At 59.0% G+C, this 15,611-nt stretch carries 14 protein-coding genes; 3 read left to right on the top strand and 11 right to left on the bottom strand.

Features of this window, described 5'->3' with window-relative positions; translation table 11 throughout:
* Positions 1-56: 56 nt before the first annotated feature.
* The 4 genes from RA20_RS10490 to gstA are packed head-to-tail and all read right to left on the bottom strand — an operon-like array spanning position 57 to position 2,226.
* Positions 57-1,016: an NAD(P)H-dependent flavin oxidoreductase gene (locus tag RA20_RS10490; protein WP_039127889.1), complete on the bottom strand. Its 960-nt coding sequence runs from the start codon at positions 1,014-1,016 to the stop codon at positions 57-59.
* Complete coding sequence (locus tag RA20_RS10485) at positions 1,013-1,234, bottom strand: tautomerase family protein (protein ID WP_039127885.1); 222 nt, start codon at positions 1,232-1,234, stop codon at positions 1,013-1,015. The genes RA20_RS10490 and RA20_RS10485 overlap by 4 nt, the downstream gene beginning before the upstream one ends.
* A 3-nt stretch (positions 1,235-1,237) precedes the next feature.
* Positions 1,238-1,618, bottom strand: a complete 381-nt coding sequence (locus RA20_RS10480; RefSeq protein WP_039127882.1) for a nuclear transport factor 2 family protein — start codon at positions 1,616-1,618, stop codon at positions 1,238-1,240.
* Positions 1,615-2,226 (bottom strand): glutathione transferase GstA, encoded by a 612-nt coding sequence (gene gstA / locus RA20_RS10475; protein WP_039127879.1) that lies wholly within the window; start codon positions 2,224-2,226, stop codon positions 1,615-1,617. Before gstA ends, RA20_RS10480 begins: the two co-directional genes overlap by 4 nt.
* Before the next feature lie 109 nt (positions 2,227-2,335).
* Here gstA and RA20_RS10470 point away from each other — a divergent pair, with 109 nt between their 5' ends.
* Positions 2,336-3,220, top strand: coding sequence for a LysR family transcriptional regulator (locus RA20_RS10470; protein WP_039127877.1), 885 nt, complete (start codon positions 2,336-2,338; stop codon positions 3,218-3,220).
* 243 nt (positions 3,221-3,463) lie between these two features.
* Here the strand turns inward: RA20_RS10470 and RA20_RS10465 are convergent, their stop codons facing one another.
* The 7 genes from RA20_RS10465 to RA20_RS10435 form a co-directional block, all read right to left on the bottom strand.
* Entirely contained in the window at positions 3,464-4,747 is a 1,284-nt protein-coding gene (locus RA20_RS10465) for an amidohydrolase family protein (RefSeq protein WP_039127874.1), read from the bottom strand.
* A 26-nt stretch (positions 4,748-4,773) separates the two neighbouring features.
* On the bottom strand, positions 4,774-5,715 hold the full coding sequence (locus tag RA20_RS10460; protein ID WP_039128037.1) for an ABC transporter permease: 942 nt from the start codon (positions 5,713-5,715) through the stop codon (positions 4,774-4,776).
* On the bottom strand, positions 5,715-6,782 hold the full coding sequence (locus RA20_RS10455; protein ID WP_039127872.1) for an ABC transporter permease: 1,068 nt from the start codon (positions 6,780-6,782) through the stop codon (positions 5,715-5,717). Before RA20_RS10455 ends, RA20_RS10460 begins: the two co-directional genes overlap by 1 nt.
* Entirely contained in the window at positions 6,779-8,296 is a 1,518-nt protein-coding gene (locus tag RA20_RS10450) for an ABC transporter ATP-binding protein (RefSeq protein ID WP_039127871.1), read from the bottom strand. The genes RA20_RS10455 and RA20_RS10450 overlap by 4 nt, the downstream gene beginning before the upstream one ends.
* A gap of 38 nt (positions 8,297-8,334) precedes the next feature.
* Positions 8,335-9,324, bottom strand: a complete 990-nt coding sequence (locus tag RA20_RS10445; protein WP_039127869.1) for a BMP family protein — start codon at positions 9,322-9,324, stop codon at positions 8,335-8,337.
* Between the two features lie 847 nt (positions 9,325-10,171).
* Positions 10,172-11,662, bottom strand: coding sequence for an NAD(P)/FAD-dependent oxidoreductase (locus tag RA20_RS10440; protein WP_052248938.1), 1,491 nt, complete (start codon positions 11,660-11,662; stop codon positions 10,172-10,174).
* A 13-nt stretch (positions 11,663-11,675) separates the two neighbouring features.
* Complete coding sequence (locus RA20_RS10435; protein ID WP_152618480.1) at positions 11,676-13,556, bottom strand: hypothetical protein; 1,881 nt, start codon at positions 13,554-13,556, stop codon at positions 11,676-11,678.
* A 376-nt stretch (positions 13,557-13,932) separates the two neighbouring features.
* On the opposite strand from RA20_RS10435, the gene RA20_RS25360 reads away from it, so the two are divergent.
* Both RA20_RS25360 and RA20_RS10430 read left to right on the top strand, forming a co-directional pair.
* Positions 13,933-14,127 carry a hypothetical protein gene (locus tag RA20_RS25360; RefSeq protein ID WP_152618479.1) on the top strand — a complete coding sequence of 65 codons (195 nt, stop codon included), beginning with the start codon at positions 13,933-13,935 and terminating at the stop codon, positions 14,125-14,127.
* A 175-nt stretch (positions 14,128-14,302) separates the two neighbouring features.
* Positions 14,303-15,607, top strand: coding sequence for a tetratricopeptide repeat protein (locus tag RA20_RS10430; protein WP_039127864.1), 1,305 nt, complete (start codon positions 14,303-14,305; stop codon positions 15,605-15,607).
* The last annotated feature ends 4 nt before the right edge of the window (positions 15,608-15,611 follow it).

Below are 15,611 nucleotides of genomic sequence, written 5' to 3'. Positions count from 1 at the left end.
CATGCCACCGCAAACTCCAGCGCAAGTGCTTCTAGCGCTTGCCGGTTCACCGCGTTCTATAAAGCCGCCCCAGCGAGACACCGCTGCGCATCTTCCACAAGGCTCGCTAGAATATCGTCGGCAGGCGCCGCAGAGCTGATCAGGCCGATGCCTTCGCCGACAAATGCAGTTGCAATATCAGGATCCCCGACATCCTGAGCTGCCGTCCATTTTTCTGCTTCAACACCCGCTTCCAGCTTCAAGGCGTCTTCTGAGCCGTGCCATTTCTGAATAAACGGGTTGTGCAGAACACGGCCGTTGTAGCGGCCGGGCCAGTCGAAACCGCGAACCACGTCCACGACCTTGGTGCGGATTGTGTCGTCCCCGGTCGCCCGCAACGCGCGTTCCAGAATGCGCGGATGCACCAGCGCCTCGTGCGAGGCCCAGAACCGGGTACCGATCACCGCCCCGTCCGCCCCAAGCATCAGGGCCGCAGCCAGACCGCGCCCGTCGGTAACACCGCCGGCCGCACACAACAGTGCCTGGCTGTTCTGGCGCGCAATCTCGTCCGCGACCTCGGGAACCAGCGCAAAGGTGCCGCGCGCCTCGCCATGTCCGCCGGCATCCGCTCCTTGCGCAACAATGATGTCCGCGCCGCACTCCAGCGCCTGCCGGGCATCGCGCAGGGTCTGGACCTGGCAGATCAGCGGCACCCCGGCGTCCCGGATTGCATATGCAAACTGCGCCGGATTGCCGAAGGACAGGAAAACCGCCGCCGGCTCATGCGCCAGCACCCGGTCAAGCAATTGCGGCTGTTCCGCCAGCTTCCAGGTAATCAGCCCGCAGCCAACGCGGACGCCCGCGGCGGCGCCGAATTGCTGATCGATCCACCCGGCATCTCCGTAAGCGCCCCCAATCATGCCCAGCCCGCCAGCGCTGGAGACGGCGCTGGCCAGCGTACCGCCCGCGGCAAAGGCCATCGGCGCCTGGATCACCGGACAGGTGATCCCAAGCGCCTCGGTCAGACGCGTCTTCATGGCGCCTGTTTCCGGTAGTCCTGCACCGGCAGGCCGCCGACACCCCAATCCTCCAGCGCGACCTCGTCGATCACGACAAAGGTCGTTGCCGGGTTCTTGCCCAGAATGTCCTGCAGTAGACCGGTGATTCCGCTAATCAGCTGTGCCTTTTGGTCTACGCTTGGGCCGGTGCCCGCCGGGCCGCCTTCGCGGGTCACCTTGATATTCACATAGGGCATCAGTCAGTCCTTTCGCGGAACATAGGAAAACACCTTTGCAACGATGCGCCATTCGGCGCCGTGGCGGACAAGTGTCAGGAAGTCATGGAAGTCGCGGCCCATCATGGTCATCCGGGCGCTGACACGGGCCAGCCTTCCGCCGGCAAAGGCAATCTCCAGGATTTCCTCTTCCCGCGGGTCGCCGCGTTTGGCTGGCGGCTCACGCCCGTCCACGCGAGCCAGGTAGGTCTCAAGATCCAAGTAAAGCTCATCGCCTTCAGTGGCGCAGACATAGGCCAGCTGCGGATGGAACACCTCGCGCAGCATGGTGCTGTCGGCCTGATGGAGACCCTCGAAATAGGTCTCCATCAGTTCGCCGACCTGTTTGTGGGCGGCGGGCGTCATTGGATCAGCCCCTCGGCGCGCATCGCTGCCTGAGCCGACGGACGGGATGCACTGCGGCTCACAAAAGCAGCCAGATTGGGCCAGCGGGCCAGGTCGATACCGGTGAAATTCGCCCAGTTCGAGACCACGAACAGATAGGCATCCGCCACCGAGAACCGGCCTTCAACCAGCCACTCTCGGCCATCCGCCAGTTGCGCCTCGATCAGATCGAACTTGCCTGCAACAGCGGTGCGCGCCGCGTCTTTCCCGGCCTCGGACGTGCCGTCGCGGAACAGCGGGCCAAATGCCTTGTGCAGCTCGGTCCCGATCCAATTGAGCTGTTCCTGCATCCGCGCGCGCGCCAGGGTGCCTGCCGCCGGCGCCAGGCCAGCCTCCGGGCTGCTGTCTGCGATAAACTGCAAAACAGCCGCCCCCTCAGTCAGAACGCTGCCGTCGTCCAGGCCCAGAGCCGGAACATACCCCTTGGGATTGATCGCACGGTAGTCTGCGCCGCTTTCGGTCCGGCCTGCCGCAGTATCGACAGATTCGATTTCAAACGGGCGGCCGGTTTCATGCAGTGCGATATGGCTGGCCAGCGGGCAGGCACCGGGCTTGTAGTAGAGTTTCATGACAGTCTCCTTTGGTTGGTGATGCCCTCTGACTACCTCCTGATATGATTGATTGATAATATTGTGTTTTCAGCATAATGATTAGAAAATCAGATCATATTGAAAACCCATGAAACACGACCAGCTCATTGCCCTGGATGCCATTGTCGCAACCGGCACCTTCCGCGGCGCGGCGGAGCGCCTGCACAAGTCGCAGTCCGCCATCAGCCACACAATCCGCCAGCTGGAAGAGGAACTGGAGCTGGAACTGATCAGCCGGGAAGCCTACCGTCCCTCGCTCACCCCGGCCGGCGAAATTTTCTACCGCGAAGCCTCCCGGGTGCTGCGGCAGATGCAAGGGCTGCGCACCACCGCGTCCCGCCTGCGCGCCCGCGAAGAGCCGGAATTGACCATTGCCGTCAGCGCAACAATGGATCTAGCCCCCCTGCTGCCTGCGCTTGCAGACACCGGGCGCGACCACCCGGCCACCCACCTGCGGCTGCGGATGGAAATGATGGGCGGCCCGATTGCCCGGCTGATGGAGGGCAAGGCGGATATCGCGCTCGCGTCCCTGGACGGGGTCCCCCTGGACGAAGTGGAGGCAGAGCCGGTTGCAGAGGTCACGATCAGGCCGGTGGCCGGCCCCGGGCTGGGCCTGCCCGCCGGTTCCCGCGCCCTGTCCGCTTCCGAAATGCAAAGCCATGTGCAGGTGGTGGCGGCCGGAACGGGCGGTGCGGCGCATGAACAAAGCCGGGATCTGCTGCCGGGCGGGCTGAAATGGACAGTTTCTGACCTCGCAGCCAAGAAACAGGTGATCCTCGCCGGCCTCGGCTGGGGCGGCTTGCCCGATCACATGACGGTGGAGGAGCGGCGGTCCGGAGCCTTGCTTTCCCTGAACCTGGAAGGGTTCCCGCTTCGCCGGACCATGATTTTCAAGATAAGGCGCAGGGACCAGGCAATTGGCGTTGTTGCTGATGAGCTTTGGAACAAATTCGGAGCTGCCAAGGCAGCTTAGTGCAGGATTGGTTCAAAGCGGCTGAATCTTTGCGGCTGAGGTAAAACACTATTGGTTTTGGAAAAGACGATTCACAAAAGGCGCAGCCGGCCCATTCCGGACCTCCGTCCTGCGTTCACAGCGCTGCGGGCGCAGCCCGCTTACCGGTCATTCGCTGCGCGTGCTAAGTCAGGAGGTGACCGCTCCCAAACAGTGCGGACAAGGCCGTCATCCATCGCGGGCTAGCGCCTATCAGCTCTTTCTTTAATCCGTGATCTTCGCATCGTTGAGAACCCTAGCGGCATCGCCGGGTTTGGTGATCTCATGCACCACTGCAGCGGACCGTGAAACAACTTTGCCCGCACGAATGACCGCTATCCTGTGCGCCCGCAGCCGTATGGCGTCTATCTTGTCCTGGGCCTGCAGCAGAACGAAATTCGCATCTTTCCCCTTTGCGACCCCGTAACCCTGCAATCCCATGATATGCGCGGAATTTTCTGTCACGGCGTCAAAACACCAGCTCATATCATCACGGCTCGAAAGCTGCCCCACATGCAACCCCATAAAGGCCACGTCCAGCATGTCGGCTTTGCCCAGCGAATACCAAGGGTCCATTACGCAATCGGACCCAAAGCCAACTGTAATGCCCGCATCGCGCAATTCGCGAACACGCGTCTGTCCGCGGCGCTTGGGGTAGGTGTCGTGACGGCCCTGCAGCATGATATTGATCAGCGGGTTCGGGATTGCGTGAACTCCGGCTTCGGCGATTAGAGGGATTAGCTTGGACACATAGTAGTTGTCCATGGAGTGCATTGAGGTCAGATGCGATCCAGCCACCCGCCCCTGCAACCCAAGGCGCTGTGTCTCATAGGCCAGGGTTTCGATATGGCGGCTGTGAGGATCATCGCTTTCGTCGCAGTGCATATCCACCATCAGGCCGCGGTCCGCCGCGATCCGGCACAGCTGGCGGACGCTTTCGGCGCCATCCGCCATGGTGCGTTCAAAATGGGGGATGCCGCCGACGACATCCACCCCCATATCCAAGGCCCGGACTGTGTTCTCCATTGCCGTGGGATCGCGCAGCACACCGTCCTGCGGGAAGGCAACCAGCTGCAGGTCCAGATAATCCTTCACCTTTTCACGCACCTCCAGCAGCGCCTGAACGCCTTTCAGTTCGTCGTCACAGGTATCCACATGGCTGCGGATTGCGCCGATCCCCTTAGCAACAGCCAAGTCGCAGTAGCGCAGCGCACGCTCTATGATGTCGTCCACCGTCTGGACCGGCTTCAGCTCTCCCCACAGGGCGATGCCCTCCAGCAGCGTGCCGGAGACATTCATCCGCGGCGTGCCAAGCGACAGCGTTGCATCCATGTGGAAATGCGGGTCCACAAACGGCGGCGAGACCAGATATCCCTCTGCCTCGATCACCTCCTTGGCCTCGGCGGTGATGGAGGCTTCAACCGCAGCGATCCTGCCGTCCTTGCAGGCAATATCGACGCCCGTTTGCCCGTCAGTCAGGCTGGCGTTTCTGACAATCAGGTCAAACATCGGGCTCTCCTTCCCAAAGCGGATTTCTAACGCTGTCCCTTGAACCAGGGTGTCAGCAGCGCACGCGGATAGTCAGCAGAACGGGCTGCAATGACAAGCGCGATGATCGACAGGATATAGGGGGCCATCAGGAAGACCTGGCCGGGAACCAGCGCGCCCATTTCCGTCTGCAAACGTACTTGCAGCGCGTCGAATGCCCCGAACAGCAAGGCGCCGAACAATGCCTTGCCGGGCCGCCAGCTGGCAAAGATCACCAGCGCGATACAGACCCATCCGCGCCCGTTGACCATCCCAAAGAAGAACGCATCAAAGGCGCTCATGGTCAGGAAGGCACCGCCAAGCGCCATCAGCGCCGAGCCAGCAACAATCGCCCCGATGCGCAGGCCGTAGACCGACAGCCCTTGCGCGTCAACGCTGTCAGGATTGTCGCCGACCGCCTGGATGGCAACGCCCAGAGCAGTGCGGTTCATGATATACCAGACCACTGCCACCATCAGCAGCGCGAGCCAGGTGAGCGCGGTCTGCTGGAACAGCACCGGCCCCAGAAACGGCAGATCCGACAGCAGCGGAATGTCCAGCGCCTGAAACGGTTCGATCCGCGGCGGCGAGGACACATTGGGCAAGGCTGTGCGGTAGGTGAAGTAACTGACGGATGTGGCAAACAAAGTGATCCCCAGTCCGGACACATGCTGCGACAGGCCCAAGGGAACCGTCAGCACCGCATGCAGCAGTCCGAACAGCGCTCCTGCCGCCGCCGCTGCAAGGGCGCCGCCCCACAGACCGGCCCCCAGCCAGACCGCCATCCAGCCGCACATGGCCCCGACGACAAAGATCCCCTCGATCCCGAGGTTCAGGACGCCTGCGCGCTCGCAGATCAAGGCGCCCAGCACGCCAAAAATCAGTGGCGTGGCAATACGCAAGGACGCCGCCCAGAAGCTTTCGCTCAGGAGGATGTTCAGAAGATCCATCATGATACGGCCTCCCTGGTGCGCAGAATGCGGTACTTCGCCAGAAAGCCGCCGACTAGAACGCACAGCAGCGACATCGAAACAACCAGGTCCGCCAGAAAGGACGACACGCCCATTGCGCGGCTCATGCTGTCGGCGCCTACGAACACCGAGGCAATGAACAAGGCCGCAACGACCACGCCTGCGGGCGACAGCCCGGCCAGCATCGCAACCACAATGCCGGTGTAGCCAAAGCCCGGCGACAGATCCGAAGTCAGATAGCCCTTCAGCCCCGCAACCTCGCTGACACCTGCCAGCCCGGCCAAGGCGCCCGAGATTGCGGCCACGCCGAACAGCGACCGGTTCACATTGATCCCCGCATGGCGGGCAGCGGCGGCGTTTTCTCCGACTGCGCGCAGCTTGAAGCCCCAAACCGACCGCGCCAGCATGAACTGGGCAATTGCCGCCAATACCAGGGCAATAATCAGTCCGGAATGCACCCGCATCCGCTCCATCAGCGGCGGCAGCATGCCCTGATCCAGAACCGGCGCCGACTGCGGCCAGCCCAGCCCCATCGGGTCCTGCAGCGGACCTTCCAGCATCATCTGAAGGAAAATCAGGATAATGAAGTTCAGCAGGAGCGTCGTCACGACCTCGTCAGCCCCAAAGCGGACCTTCAGATAGGTCGGCGCCATCATACCCGCGGCACCTGCACCTGCTCCCAGAAGGATGATCAGCGGCAGCAGCACAATGCCTGGTGCGTCCAGGTATCCCGACCCGATGGCAACAGCCGCCATTGCACCTAGGTACAGCTGCCCCTCAGCCCCGATGTTCCACAGCTTGGCACGGAAAGCCAAAGCAGCGGCAAGACCCGTGAAGATCAGCGGCGTTGCACGGGTCAGCATTTCGGACAGGGCAAAGACCGAGCCGAAGACGCCCTTGATCATCTCGCCATAGGCGGTCAGCGGATTGGCCCCGGCGGCCAGCAGCGGAATGGCGGCAAGGGCCAGGGAAATCACGGCGGACAGAATGGGAATGCCAATGGCAAAGGCGCGGGACGGGTTCTCGCGCGGTTCAATGCGGATCATGCCGGTTCTCCTGCCATCATCAGCCCGATCTTTTCGCGGTCGTGGCTGCCTGCCTCCACCAGGTTGCCGTCGCGGATCACCACGATGCGGTCGGCAAGCCCCAGGATTTCGTCAAGGTCCTCTGAGATCAGGACAACGCCCGCGCCGCGCTCCCGCGCTTCCAACAGGCGCCGGCCCACCTCAGCCGCGGCCCCCATGTCCAGGCCGCGTGTCGGCTGGTTGGCCAGGATCAGCCGGGGCGAACGTTCGAACACCCGTGCCAGGATCAGCTTCTGGATATTGCCGCCCGAGAGCAGCCTGGAGGACGCCGTCACACCCGGCCCGCGCACGTCATAGGCCTGCGCCAGCCGTTCGGCATTGTCCCGGATGGCGTCCCGCCGCAGCAATCCGCGGGATTGCACCTCCGGATCATCCAGCCGTTCGATCACCATGTTCTCGGCGACACTCATGGCGCCGACAATACCCTCGTGATGGCGGTCCTCGGGGATGCGCCCGATACCGGCCTTCACCATTGCAGCCGGACCGGGTTTCGGCACTGGAATACCGTCAACCTGAATATGCCCTTCACTGGGCGCTGCCAGGCCGGATATCACATTGGCCAGCGCGCTTTGCCCGTTGCCGGAAATCCCGGCAATGCCCAGAATTTCATGCGCGTTTACCATGAGATCAACACCTTTCAGCGTATCGCGCTTGGAGCGCCCGGTGACGGAAATCCCCGACAGGTTCAGGACCGGCGCGCCCGGCGCCATGTCGGTGCGGGCGACCTTGGGCGTATCCGCCCCGACCATCATCCGTGCGATTGCCTTCTCATCGGCATCCGCGGTGGCCATCTCGCCCACCTTCCGGCCGTGCCGCAGCACCGCAATCCGGTCCGAAAACGCCAGAACCTCCCGCAGTTTGTGGCTGATGAAGATGACTGAGAGCCCCTCCCGCGTCATCGCCTTGATGTTTTCAAACAGTGTGTCCGCTTCCTGCGGCGTCAGCACGGCTGTGGGTTCGTCCAGCACCAGGATCCGGGCGTCGCGGTAGAGCGCTTTCAGGATCTCCACGCGCTGGCGTTCGCCAACCGAAAGCCTGCCGACAGGCGTGTTCAGCGGTGCCTTCAGCCCGCTGCGTTCGATGATCCCCTCGATCTTGGCCCGCGCCGCCTGGCGGTTGCGCCGCAGCGCCAGCAAGGGTTCTGATCCCAAGGTGATGTTGTCGAGCGCATTGATGTTCTCGGCCAGGGCAAAATGCTGATGCACCATGCCCACGCCTGCCGCCAGCGCCGCCTGCGGATGGCCCAGCGGCAGGGACTGCAGCACGCCGTTTTCATCCGCCACTTCAACGCTGCCGGCGTCCGGCAGGTAGTGGCCAAACAGCATGTTCATCAGCGTGGTCTTGCCGGCGCCGTTTTCACCCAGCAGCGCAAGCGCTTCGCCTTTGGCCAGCGTCAGGCTGACATCGTCATTTGCCACAACCGGGCCGAAACGCTTGCTCAGCCCGTTGAGCCTTAGAACCGTGGAATCTGTCATGGGAAACAGGGCCGGCGCACATGCCGGCCCTTCTGCCGTCAGTTGTCGGAAACCGGGCGGGCATCGTTCACGTTCACACGGAACAGCCCGTCCAGAATTTCGGCCTCGCGCGCCTTCACGGCCGCCGCGGTTTCTGCGGATACCAAGCCTTCGTCCATCACCAGAGACCCGCCGCCATAGGCCATGAAACTGTACTGGCCGTAATCCGCAGCCTCAAAGCTGCCGCCGGCCACATTGGCAACCGCCTTGTCGATGGTTGCTTCCATATGCCAGAGGGCCGACGCCATGATGGTGCCCGGATAGTCGCCGGAGGTGTCGATGACATTGCCTACGGCCTTCACACCGCGCTCAACGGCTGCGTCGGATACGCCAAAGCGTTCGGCGTACATCACGTCCGCCCCTGCATCCATCATGGCAAAGGCGCTTTCCTTGGCCTTTGGCGGGTCATACCAGCTGTCGATGAAGTTCACGATGAACTTCACATCCGGGTTCACTTCCCGCGCGCCATCCATGAAGGCATGCATCAGACGGTTCACCTCGGGAATGGCATATCCGCCGACCATGCCGATCACATTCGATTCGGTCGCGGCACCCGCAACCATGCCGGACAGGTAGGACGGCTCATGAATCCAGTTGTCGAACACTGAGAAGTTCGGCGCCACCGGACCAAAAGAAGATCCCATCAGAAAAGCGGTTCCGGGGTAGTCTTTTGCAACCTTGCGCGCCGCGCGCTCAAGCCCGAACACCTCACCAACAATAAGCTGCTGCCCCTGTTCGGCATATTCGCGCATCACCCGCTCATAGTCGGTATTCGCCACATTCTCCGAGAAGACATAGTCGATATCGCCACGCTCGGCTGCGGCGTTCAGAGCCTTGTGGATCCGGCTGATCCATTGCTGCTCGACGGGCAGCGTGTAGATTGCTGCAACCTTGGTCTTTTCGGCCACGGCAGCACCCGCGCTCAGCAGGCTTGCGCAAGCAAAGAAAACCGCAAGCACGGCTCTTCTTGTTAGTGAAGCGTTCATCATAGTTCCCTCCCAGTTTTTTCGGCAGTGAAACATTTTTTGACCAAATAATCAAATTTATCTGATTTTTCCCACCGAAGGCGGCCCGGCCACACGATCCGGAGACTGCGAAAATCTGTAAAGAGAGACGTTCCGTCGAGTCGCAGCAATTCCTGAACTGGGCTCGCAGCAGACTTGCGGCACTGCAGAACAGAAATCTCATGAGACGTTACCTGAAGGTCGGCTTCCAACGTTTCGCCATGTCCGGCCCGAGCTTTCAGCGAATGACCGGATTCCGCCCGACTTGCATGAGTCCCGATCCCGGCTGCGAGGCAGACCGGAAGTTCGCTTAGGGCCGCTAGTTGACCAACTGCGCCTGCAGCAATCCGGCCTGGTGCTCATAGCTGATGACGGCTCAGCAGGTACAAACGGCTTCCCCGATTGAACCTGCAAATCAGCCCTGGTTTTCCTGAAGGAAGTCAGATCAAACCTAACAAACCCCGCTAGCAGAAAACGGGAATTGGGTCAGCAATCTGACAAGAAGGTCAGTTTTGCTTGGCATTCGACAATTTTGTCGGGCGACACATAGTTTTTCCTTTTTGGGGAACTTGGTTGATTGATTTTAAAGCGAAATATTTACAGCCGAGGCAGCAAAGTTACCTTTTGCGACTCATAAGTTTTCCTTCGGCGGAAGCAGACATTCGTGCCGCGCGCGGCGAAATCGGGCTTCGAGCCCAAACAGCCTGTTGCTGCACAGCACCTTAAACGTCCTCTATCCTGAGCTGGCGCTCCCGAAGTTAATGTTTCACAACGCCGTTATTCAGCGGCAGATATCTTCTTGCTGAGCACCATGTCTTTGCAGCAACGGTGGTCAACTCGTCGTGGCACGTAGCTGCCATCTGAGCCCATCTTGAGACGGTTGGAACAACAGGTCCTCAGCCTTCGGCTCGTCATGCACGAGGCCGTTGGCCATGTTGCGCACATCCTGAAACCCAAGGTGGAAAGGACGCGGGCCTGAGGGAGGCGGGAAGTGGAAATGGATCTCTTCAGCCATGCGTCGGCAGGCGAGCGCCTTTTCTTCGGGCGTGGTAACATAGCTGAGTTTTTCGATCCATTCCTGCACAAAATCACCCAAGCCAATTTTGGACGCGAAATAGTCCAAAGCGGTATCACGACCTTGCGTTATTAGATCGATATAGAAAGAGTTTTCCTGCTCCGTGGTGTTGGCGACCTTACGCGTTGACCAAAAGTTGCTGTTGGGTGCAACGTTTGCGTCATAATAGGCCACAACGTAGTGGTAAAAAAGTTCGTATTCGTAACGGTAGCGCGTTTCAAACTCCTGATATAGGTCCGTGTCTGGTAGCGTGTCGTCCATGATGGATAAGATCGTTCGGGCCGCCAGCAGGCCGGAATAGGTACCAAGATGGACTCCGGTTGTGAATAAAGGGTCTAAAAAGGCGGCGGAATCTCCAACCAGAAACACACCGTCGCGCACCAACCGGTCCGTGGTGTAGGAAAAGTCGCTGCGCATACGGAAAACGTCAAACGGCTTCGTTGTTGCATACCGCGCATCTTTCAAAAGCCCACTGATGTGCCGGCACTCTGGCAAATAGGTATTCATCAAGAATTCGGGCCCGTCATTGGGTTTGCTTTCTGCCCCCAACACGACGCCGACACTAGTCAAGTTGTCCTGAATGGGGAGAAACCAAGCCCAGCCTTCCGAGAAGGCTTCGGTGATCCCCCCTCCTTGCAATGGTGAGGGCAGTCTACTGGCCCCTTCAAAATACCCGTAGAACGCCATGTTGTTGAAGAATTTCGAGTGAACCCGCGTACCAACTTGCTTCGCAAATGGCGAGGAAGACCCGCTGGCATCAATGACGAAGCGGCAGGTTACTTGTTCACGGCCGGATCTTGGCGTGTCAAAGGTAATGGTTTTTGCATGTGGGGTTTTGGGAGCAATCTCGCGAACGCGATTGGGCTGCCTTACCTCCACCCCGTGGCGTTTGGCCGTCTCCAGCAGAATAGAGTCGAAACGCGACCGATCTACATGCAAGGCGAAATTCGCGTCGTCTTCGAGCAGTTCGTTGGCTTGGGTGAACGCCAATGTCCAAAGTTCTGACGAGGCGCCCCATTTGAATACACCGCCGGGTTTTCGAATGAACCCCGCCTTGAGGACCTCCTCCAAGGCACCGATATATTTGCACAGTCCTTGAACCGTCGAGACCATCAGCGACTCGCCAATCTGGTATCGGGGGAAGGACGTTGCCTCAAATAGGACAACCGAAGCGCCACCCATAGCAAGCAAGCTAGCGGTGACCGACCCCGAGGGTCCGCCACCGATAACGGCCACGTCAAACTGCATGCTTTGTACCCCTCTATATTGATCTCATGGCGGAAATGCGCCCCGCAAAACCGATATCCCCATCGCAGACGATCATTACCCAGCATTGGACCACTTCGTTGATCAGAGCTTGCGTAGAAAAATGGAAAGGAACGGAGGTCGCGGATTGGGCAGCAATCGAAAACGCTGTGATGGCATTGTTAGCGTGAGGTGTTTGAGCACCGCGGACCGTTGCGGCCAAGATGCAATCTCGGGACCGATTAGTGGTGTTCGCAACTCGCACGGTGCCGGAAAACTCAGATCCGTGCGTGATCAGACCTTCACGTTGCAAAGTGAAGGAGAGACCATAGTCGGGCTGATCCTGCACGATACCGCAGATGCCGCAAGCCACCGACCTTCTCCGCAGAGCGGGGTTGAGCAGACTGGCGTTTTGATATGCAACCGTTGCTCCGCCGCAGGTTGGGCAGGTTCCAGGGGTGCTTTCGGGTGTGGCAAGGGTGCGGTCCAGGTATTCGTCTTGCCAGCTCCATTTGCCAGAGCATTTTGCCAAAGCAACGGTCAAGATACAGGCATTAGTGTGGCGCAGAGCCTCTTGAATTCCTGGGGAGGTGTTTGTGGTGCTCTGCGGCGGAACCCCTGTGCTGCTTTTCAGTTCCCACTGCTCGGTTAGCATCAGGTTTTCGAGATCGTTCAAATTCAGACCAAGAGCATCGCGAAAGGCTGGATATCGCGCCAATTCGGCTAATCTCGCATAGCTTTCTGACAGACACGCGCCCGCCGCGGCTTCGAAGTCCGGGGCTGCCGATGTGTCCTGCCGGGTGAGTTTGAGCCGGGCTGGTTCGCTGCTGCCGCAGTCCAGCAGCACATACAAAGCGCTGTCGAACGGGCTCTCGAGGACGGCTATTTGCGCTGGTTCGGCGTTTTGGGTCTGTATTGTGAACTTCCCTGCGCCCATCGCTAGCAGCCAAGCGGGATCGGTGATCAGCGCCGTCTTGATGGACCTTGCGCCAGTCCAGGCCAATGTCATGGTGTTCTCGCGGTATGTCGGCTGCGCTATTTCGACATTCGAGACAGGCCAGGGCGGAGCTTGGACGTCGCCAAAATGAACCAGCGAAGGGAGTTTTTCGGTCCCGACATCGCCGCGTCGAGCCTCGATCAAGCGCACGCATTCGGCGGGGCGCAGTCCATGCGCGCTAAGTGCTGCAAACCAAGATAGTTCTTGGTCCGAGTAGCGACCGGCGCGCAGGTTCCCGACATATTCGCGCGCTGGACCACGCAATACCGCGTGCGCAATCATTTCGGACGCGTCTAGCAAATCCGGGCGCCGTGTCGAAGTGCCAGCCGTTGTGCAGCCGTTGTAAAAAACACGTTCCGCCTTAAGCGATTGTAGGGGCACAATCGGCCTGCCCTTAAAAAAACATGCGGTGCCCTGAAGGCATCGGCCGGACGCGCCGCCGTCGGGCATTGCGCATAGCCCAATCAGCCCGTCTTGCGTTGGGAATAATCCGCAATGCGGTCTGCTATGTCCTCCAATGAGAAGCGTCCCGTTAGCGGATGTCATTTGCGAGGCGATCTGGTCCCCGCTGAGTCCTTCCATGTCGACCGCGTCAGGATAGGTCGCGCCGCCACCCATTCTCTCATTTGAGAACACGTGGGTTTCAGCCTGTGCGTTCATGGCGTCCGGAACCAAGTGCTTTGCCATCAAAAGCGCAAGGCTTGCCAAGCTTTCACCAACTAGAAAGCTGCATATTGGCCACGCTTTGGTCCCCAACCCATGTAAGGGCCACAATCTTGTCAAAACGTCCTGTGGGTCCATCCCTATCGGCAACACAACTGTTACGTCCCCTTCGCTGTTTGCAAGCTGTGAAAACGGGACCGTTTCGTATCCTTTTAGCGCCGCGTATCGCTTGGCCAAGAGTGCCTCGTCATGGTTGTCAGGAACAGCGAGGCAACCCTGAGATACCCTTGGGCCTCGCCGTGGCTCCGAAATTTTGCTCCCATTTCGGAACAGCTTTCTGAATTGTGACGCGCAGTTTGAGGGGACAGGAAAACCTTTAGTCTCAGGACTTTCGAGAACCGCACGCATGTCCGTTTCGCTACTTGTGAGAACAAATTCAGGCATAGGCTTCTCAACACTATCAAGCAAGTTTGTTTAGTTGATCAAAGGGTTTCTGCGACTCAAAAGGCCATAACAGCTACTTCATTGCAATCTATGCATGCAAAAATTCCTTCGAGAATCCGCGATTCTGTGCAAGGGTTAGGTGTGGATATTAGATCGGGAGGATCCCAATATGTCCAAGACTGAACTTGGCGCACCAAAAACAATTGCAACCATCGACTTCTCAGCAGAGCAGCGCAAACAGCTGGAAGCTGCAAGCGGACTGGACGGCTTGACCGGCCTTACCTTGGTTGATTTGGACAAAGAAGCACGGGATCGTATGTCTCCGTCTTTAGTTCGAGCCACCGTTGCGGTGCTTTGCTGGTAAGCGGCACCATATCATTTTTTTACGAAAGGAATCTGTCATGAAAAAGAAGAAGATCAAGAAATTTGAAACTCTGGACTCGAAGTCGCCGCTTAGCGTTCAGTTCTGAGCCTTCCATTGGCTGGCCGGTTAGCGTGGCTTGCTAATCGGCCGCAATACACTGAAAAAAACGTACCTCATGAGACTTTTGTCTTCTAGTTTTCGCGCGCACCTTTTTCAGACCTACTTTAACTTGTCTGCCCCAGAGACTGACGCGCCTTTTCATGTGCATGGAATAGATTTTTGCTTTCGCGCGTTGGTCGAGGGTCGCGTCTATCCGCATATTCAAGCGAGTTTCAATCCATCCTTTCGCGAGAGTCTCGTGCGCGACACGGGGTTTTTCGAGTTTGATATTGTAGATCCAATACAGTCGCTTGATGTCTCACAGAGTGATCAAGTCAAACAGCTAGCGACCTATCTGGATAACTTCGCTGATCTGACCGAGATCCAAAAAATCCGTGTAGGTTGGGTTCTGTCAAAGATGTGTTTCCAGCCCGTGACCGCACGGCTTTTTGATGGCGCCTACCAGTTGTCGGAACCGATGACACCGCTGGAGACGTCGGCCGCGTTCCTGCACTGCTATTCACGTTACAGAATGCATGTCGACGACCCGGCGGTGCCGTACTCTATTGACGAGTTCAAAGCTATTTCAGAACGCGGCGCCGACGGAATTGACCGGATTGATGCGACGTATCAGGTTGTTGTGCAGTCGGTGAAACACGCTGGCGACCACGAGACGGCCTCGGCCTGGCAAGAGCGGCACCGTACGATCATTGATGAAGCAATGGACGCGTTAGACCCATTCACTCTGACGTTTGTCAACAGTCGCTATCATCGGGTTGGGGGTTTTTTACCGCAAATGCGACAGGACAGTGCCAGCATGGTCGCCGAAATGGAACGTGCGGAAGCGTTGGCGAATGAACTGGACCGCTCCACCGAAGTTTTGCGGATTGCAGCCGATGAAGTGCTGTTTCCTGTTATTGAGAGTCGAACCAAGGAAGCACTTTGGAACGGAGATACCGAGCTTGCTTTGTCACGGATTCAGCGCTTGACCCGGATTTCCCCCAATGACTCTCGTGTTTGGCTTCAGCTGGGCGAGGTTCACATTGAGCGCGACGAATTCGAGCAAGCATTGAAAGCCTATCGGCACGCAGCGGAGCTGGCACCTCCGGGGCGCGAGATTGCGTGGTTCATGATCGGGCAATGTTTGGAAGCGCTGGATGATCTGCACCAGGCGGGCGATGCGTATCTTGCTGCGCTTTCGCTGGACCCACAAGCTATTTCCGCGGCTGAAGCCTTGGTCGAGGTCTCCAAACAATTGGGGCAACAGACCATCTGCTCATGGGCAACAGAACACTTGAATACGCTCGATGCAATCAAGCAACGCGGTGTCTTCAAACGTCAGTGGGCACACCAACACATCCCCAGAGAGACCGGGTCCTAGGTCG

This window comes from Leisingera sp. ANG-Vp (assembly GCF_000813725.1).
GTDB lineage: Bacteria > Pseudomonadota > Alphaproteobacteria > Rhodobacterales > Rhodobacteraceae > Leisingera.
The sequence above is the reverse complement of the archived record's forward strand: the minus strand, read 5'-3'. Positions and strand labels throughout refer to the sequence as shown.

Coding starts and splice junctions, on each gene's coding strand:
- gstA (WP_039127879.1), bottom strand. CDS start 2,226: ATGAAACTCTACTACAAGCCCGGTGCCTGCCCGCTGGCCAGCCATATC.
- RA20_RS10440 (WP_052248938.1), bottom strand. CDS start 11,662: ATGCAGTTTGACGTGGCCGTTATCGGTGGCGGACCCTCGGGGTCGGTC.
- RA20_RS10430 (WP_039127864.1), top strand. CDS start 14,303: ATGAGACTTTTGTCTTCTAGTTTTCGCGCGCACCTTTTTCAGACCTAC.
- RA20_RS10460 (WP_039128037.1), bottom strand. CDS start 5,715: ATGGATCTTCTGAACATCCTCCTGAGCGAAAGCTTCTGGGCGGCGTCC.
- RA20_RS25360 (WP_152618479.1), top strand. CDS start 13,933: ATGTCCAAGACTGAACTTGGCGCACCAAAAACAATTGCAACCATCGAC.
- RA20_RS10485 (WP_039127885.1), bottom strand. CDS start 1,234: ATGCCCTATGTGAATATCAAGGTGACCCGCGAAGGCGGCCCGGCGGGC.
- RA20_RS10455 (WP_039127872.1), bottom strand. CDS start 6,782: ATGATCCGCATTGAACCGCGCGAGAACCCGTCCCGCGCCTTTGCCATT.
- RA20_RS10465 (WP_039127874.1), bottom strand. CDS start 4,747: ATGTTTGACCTGATTGTCAGAAACGCCAGCCTGACTGACGGGCAAACG.
- RA20_RS10450 (WP_039127871.1), bottom strand. CDS start 8,296: ATGACAGATTCCACGGTTCTAAGGCTCAACGGGCTGAGCAAGCGTTTC.
- RA20_RS10490 (WP_039127889.1), bottom strand. CDS start 1,016: ATGAAGACGCGTCTGACCGAGGCGCTTGGGATCACCTGTCCGGTGATC.
- RA20_RS10480 (WP_039127882.1), bottom strand. CDS start 1,618: ATGACGCCCGCCGCCCACAAACAGGTCGGCGAACTGATGGAGACCTAT.
- RA20_RS10470 (WP_039127877.1), top strand. CDS start 2,336: ATGAAACACGACCAGCTCATTGCCCTGGATGCCATTGTCGCAACCGGC.
- RA20_RS10445 (WP_039127869.1), bottom strand. CDS start 9,324: ATGATGAACGCTTCACTAACAAGAAGAGCCGTGCTTGCGGTTTTCTTT.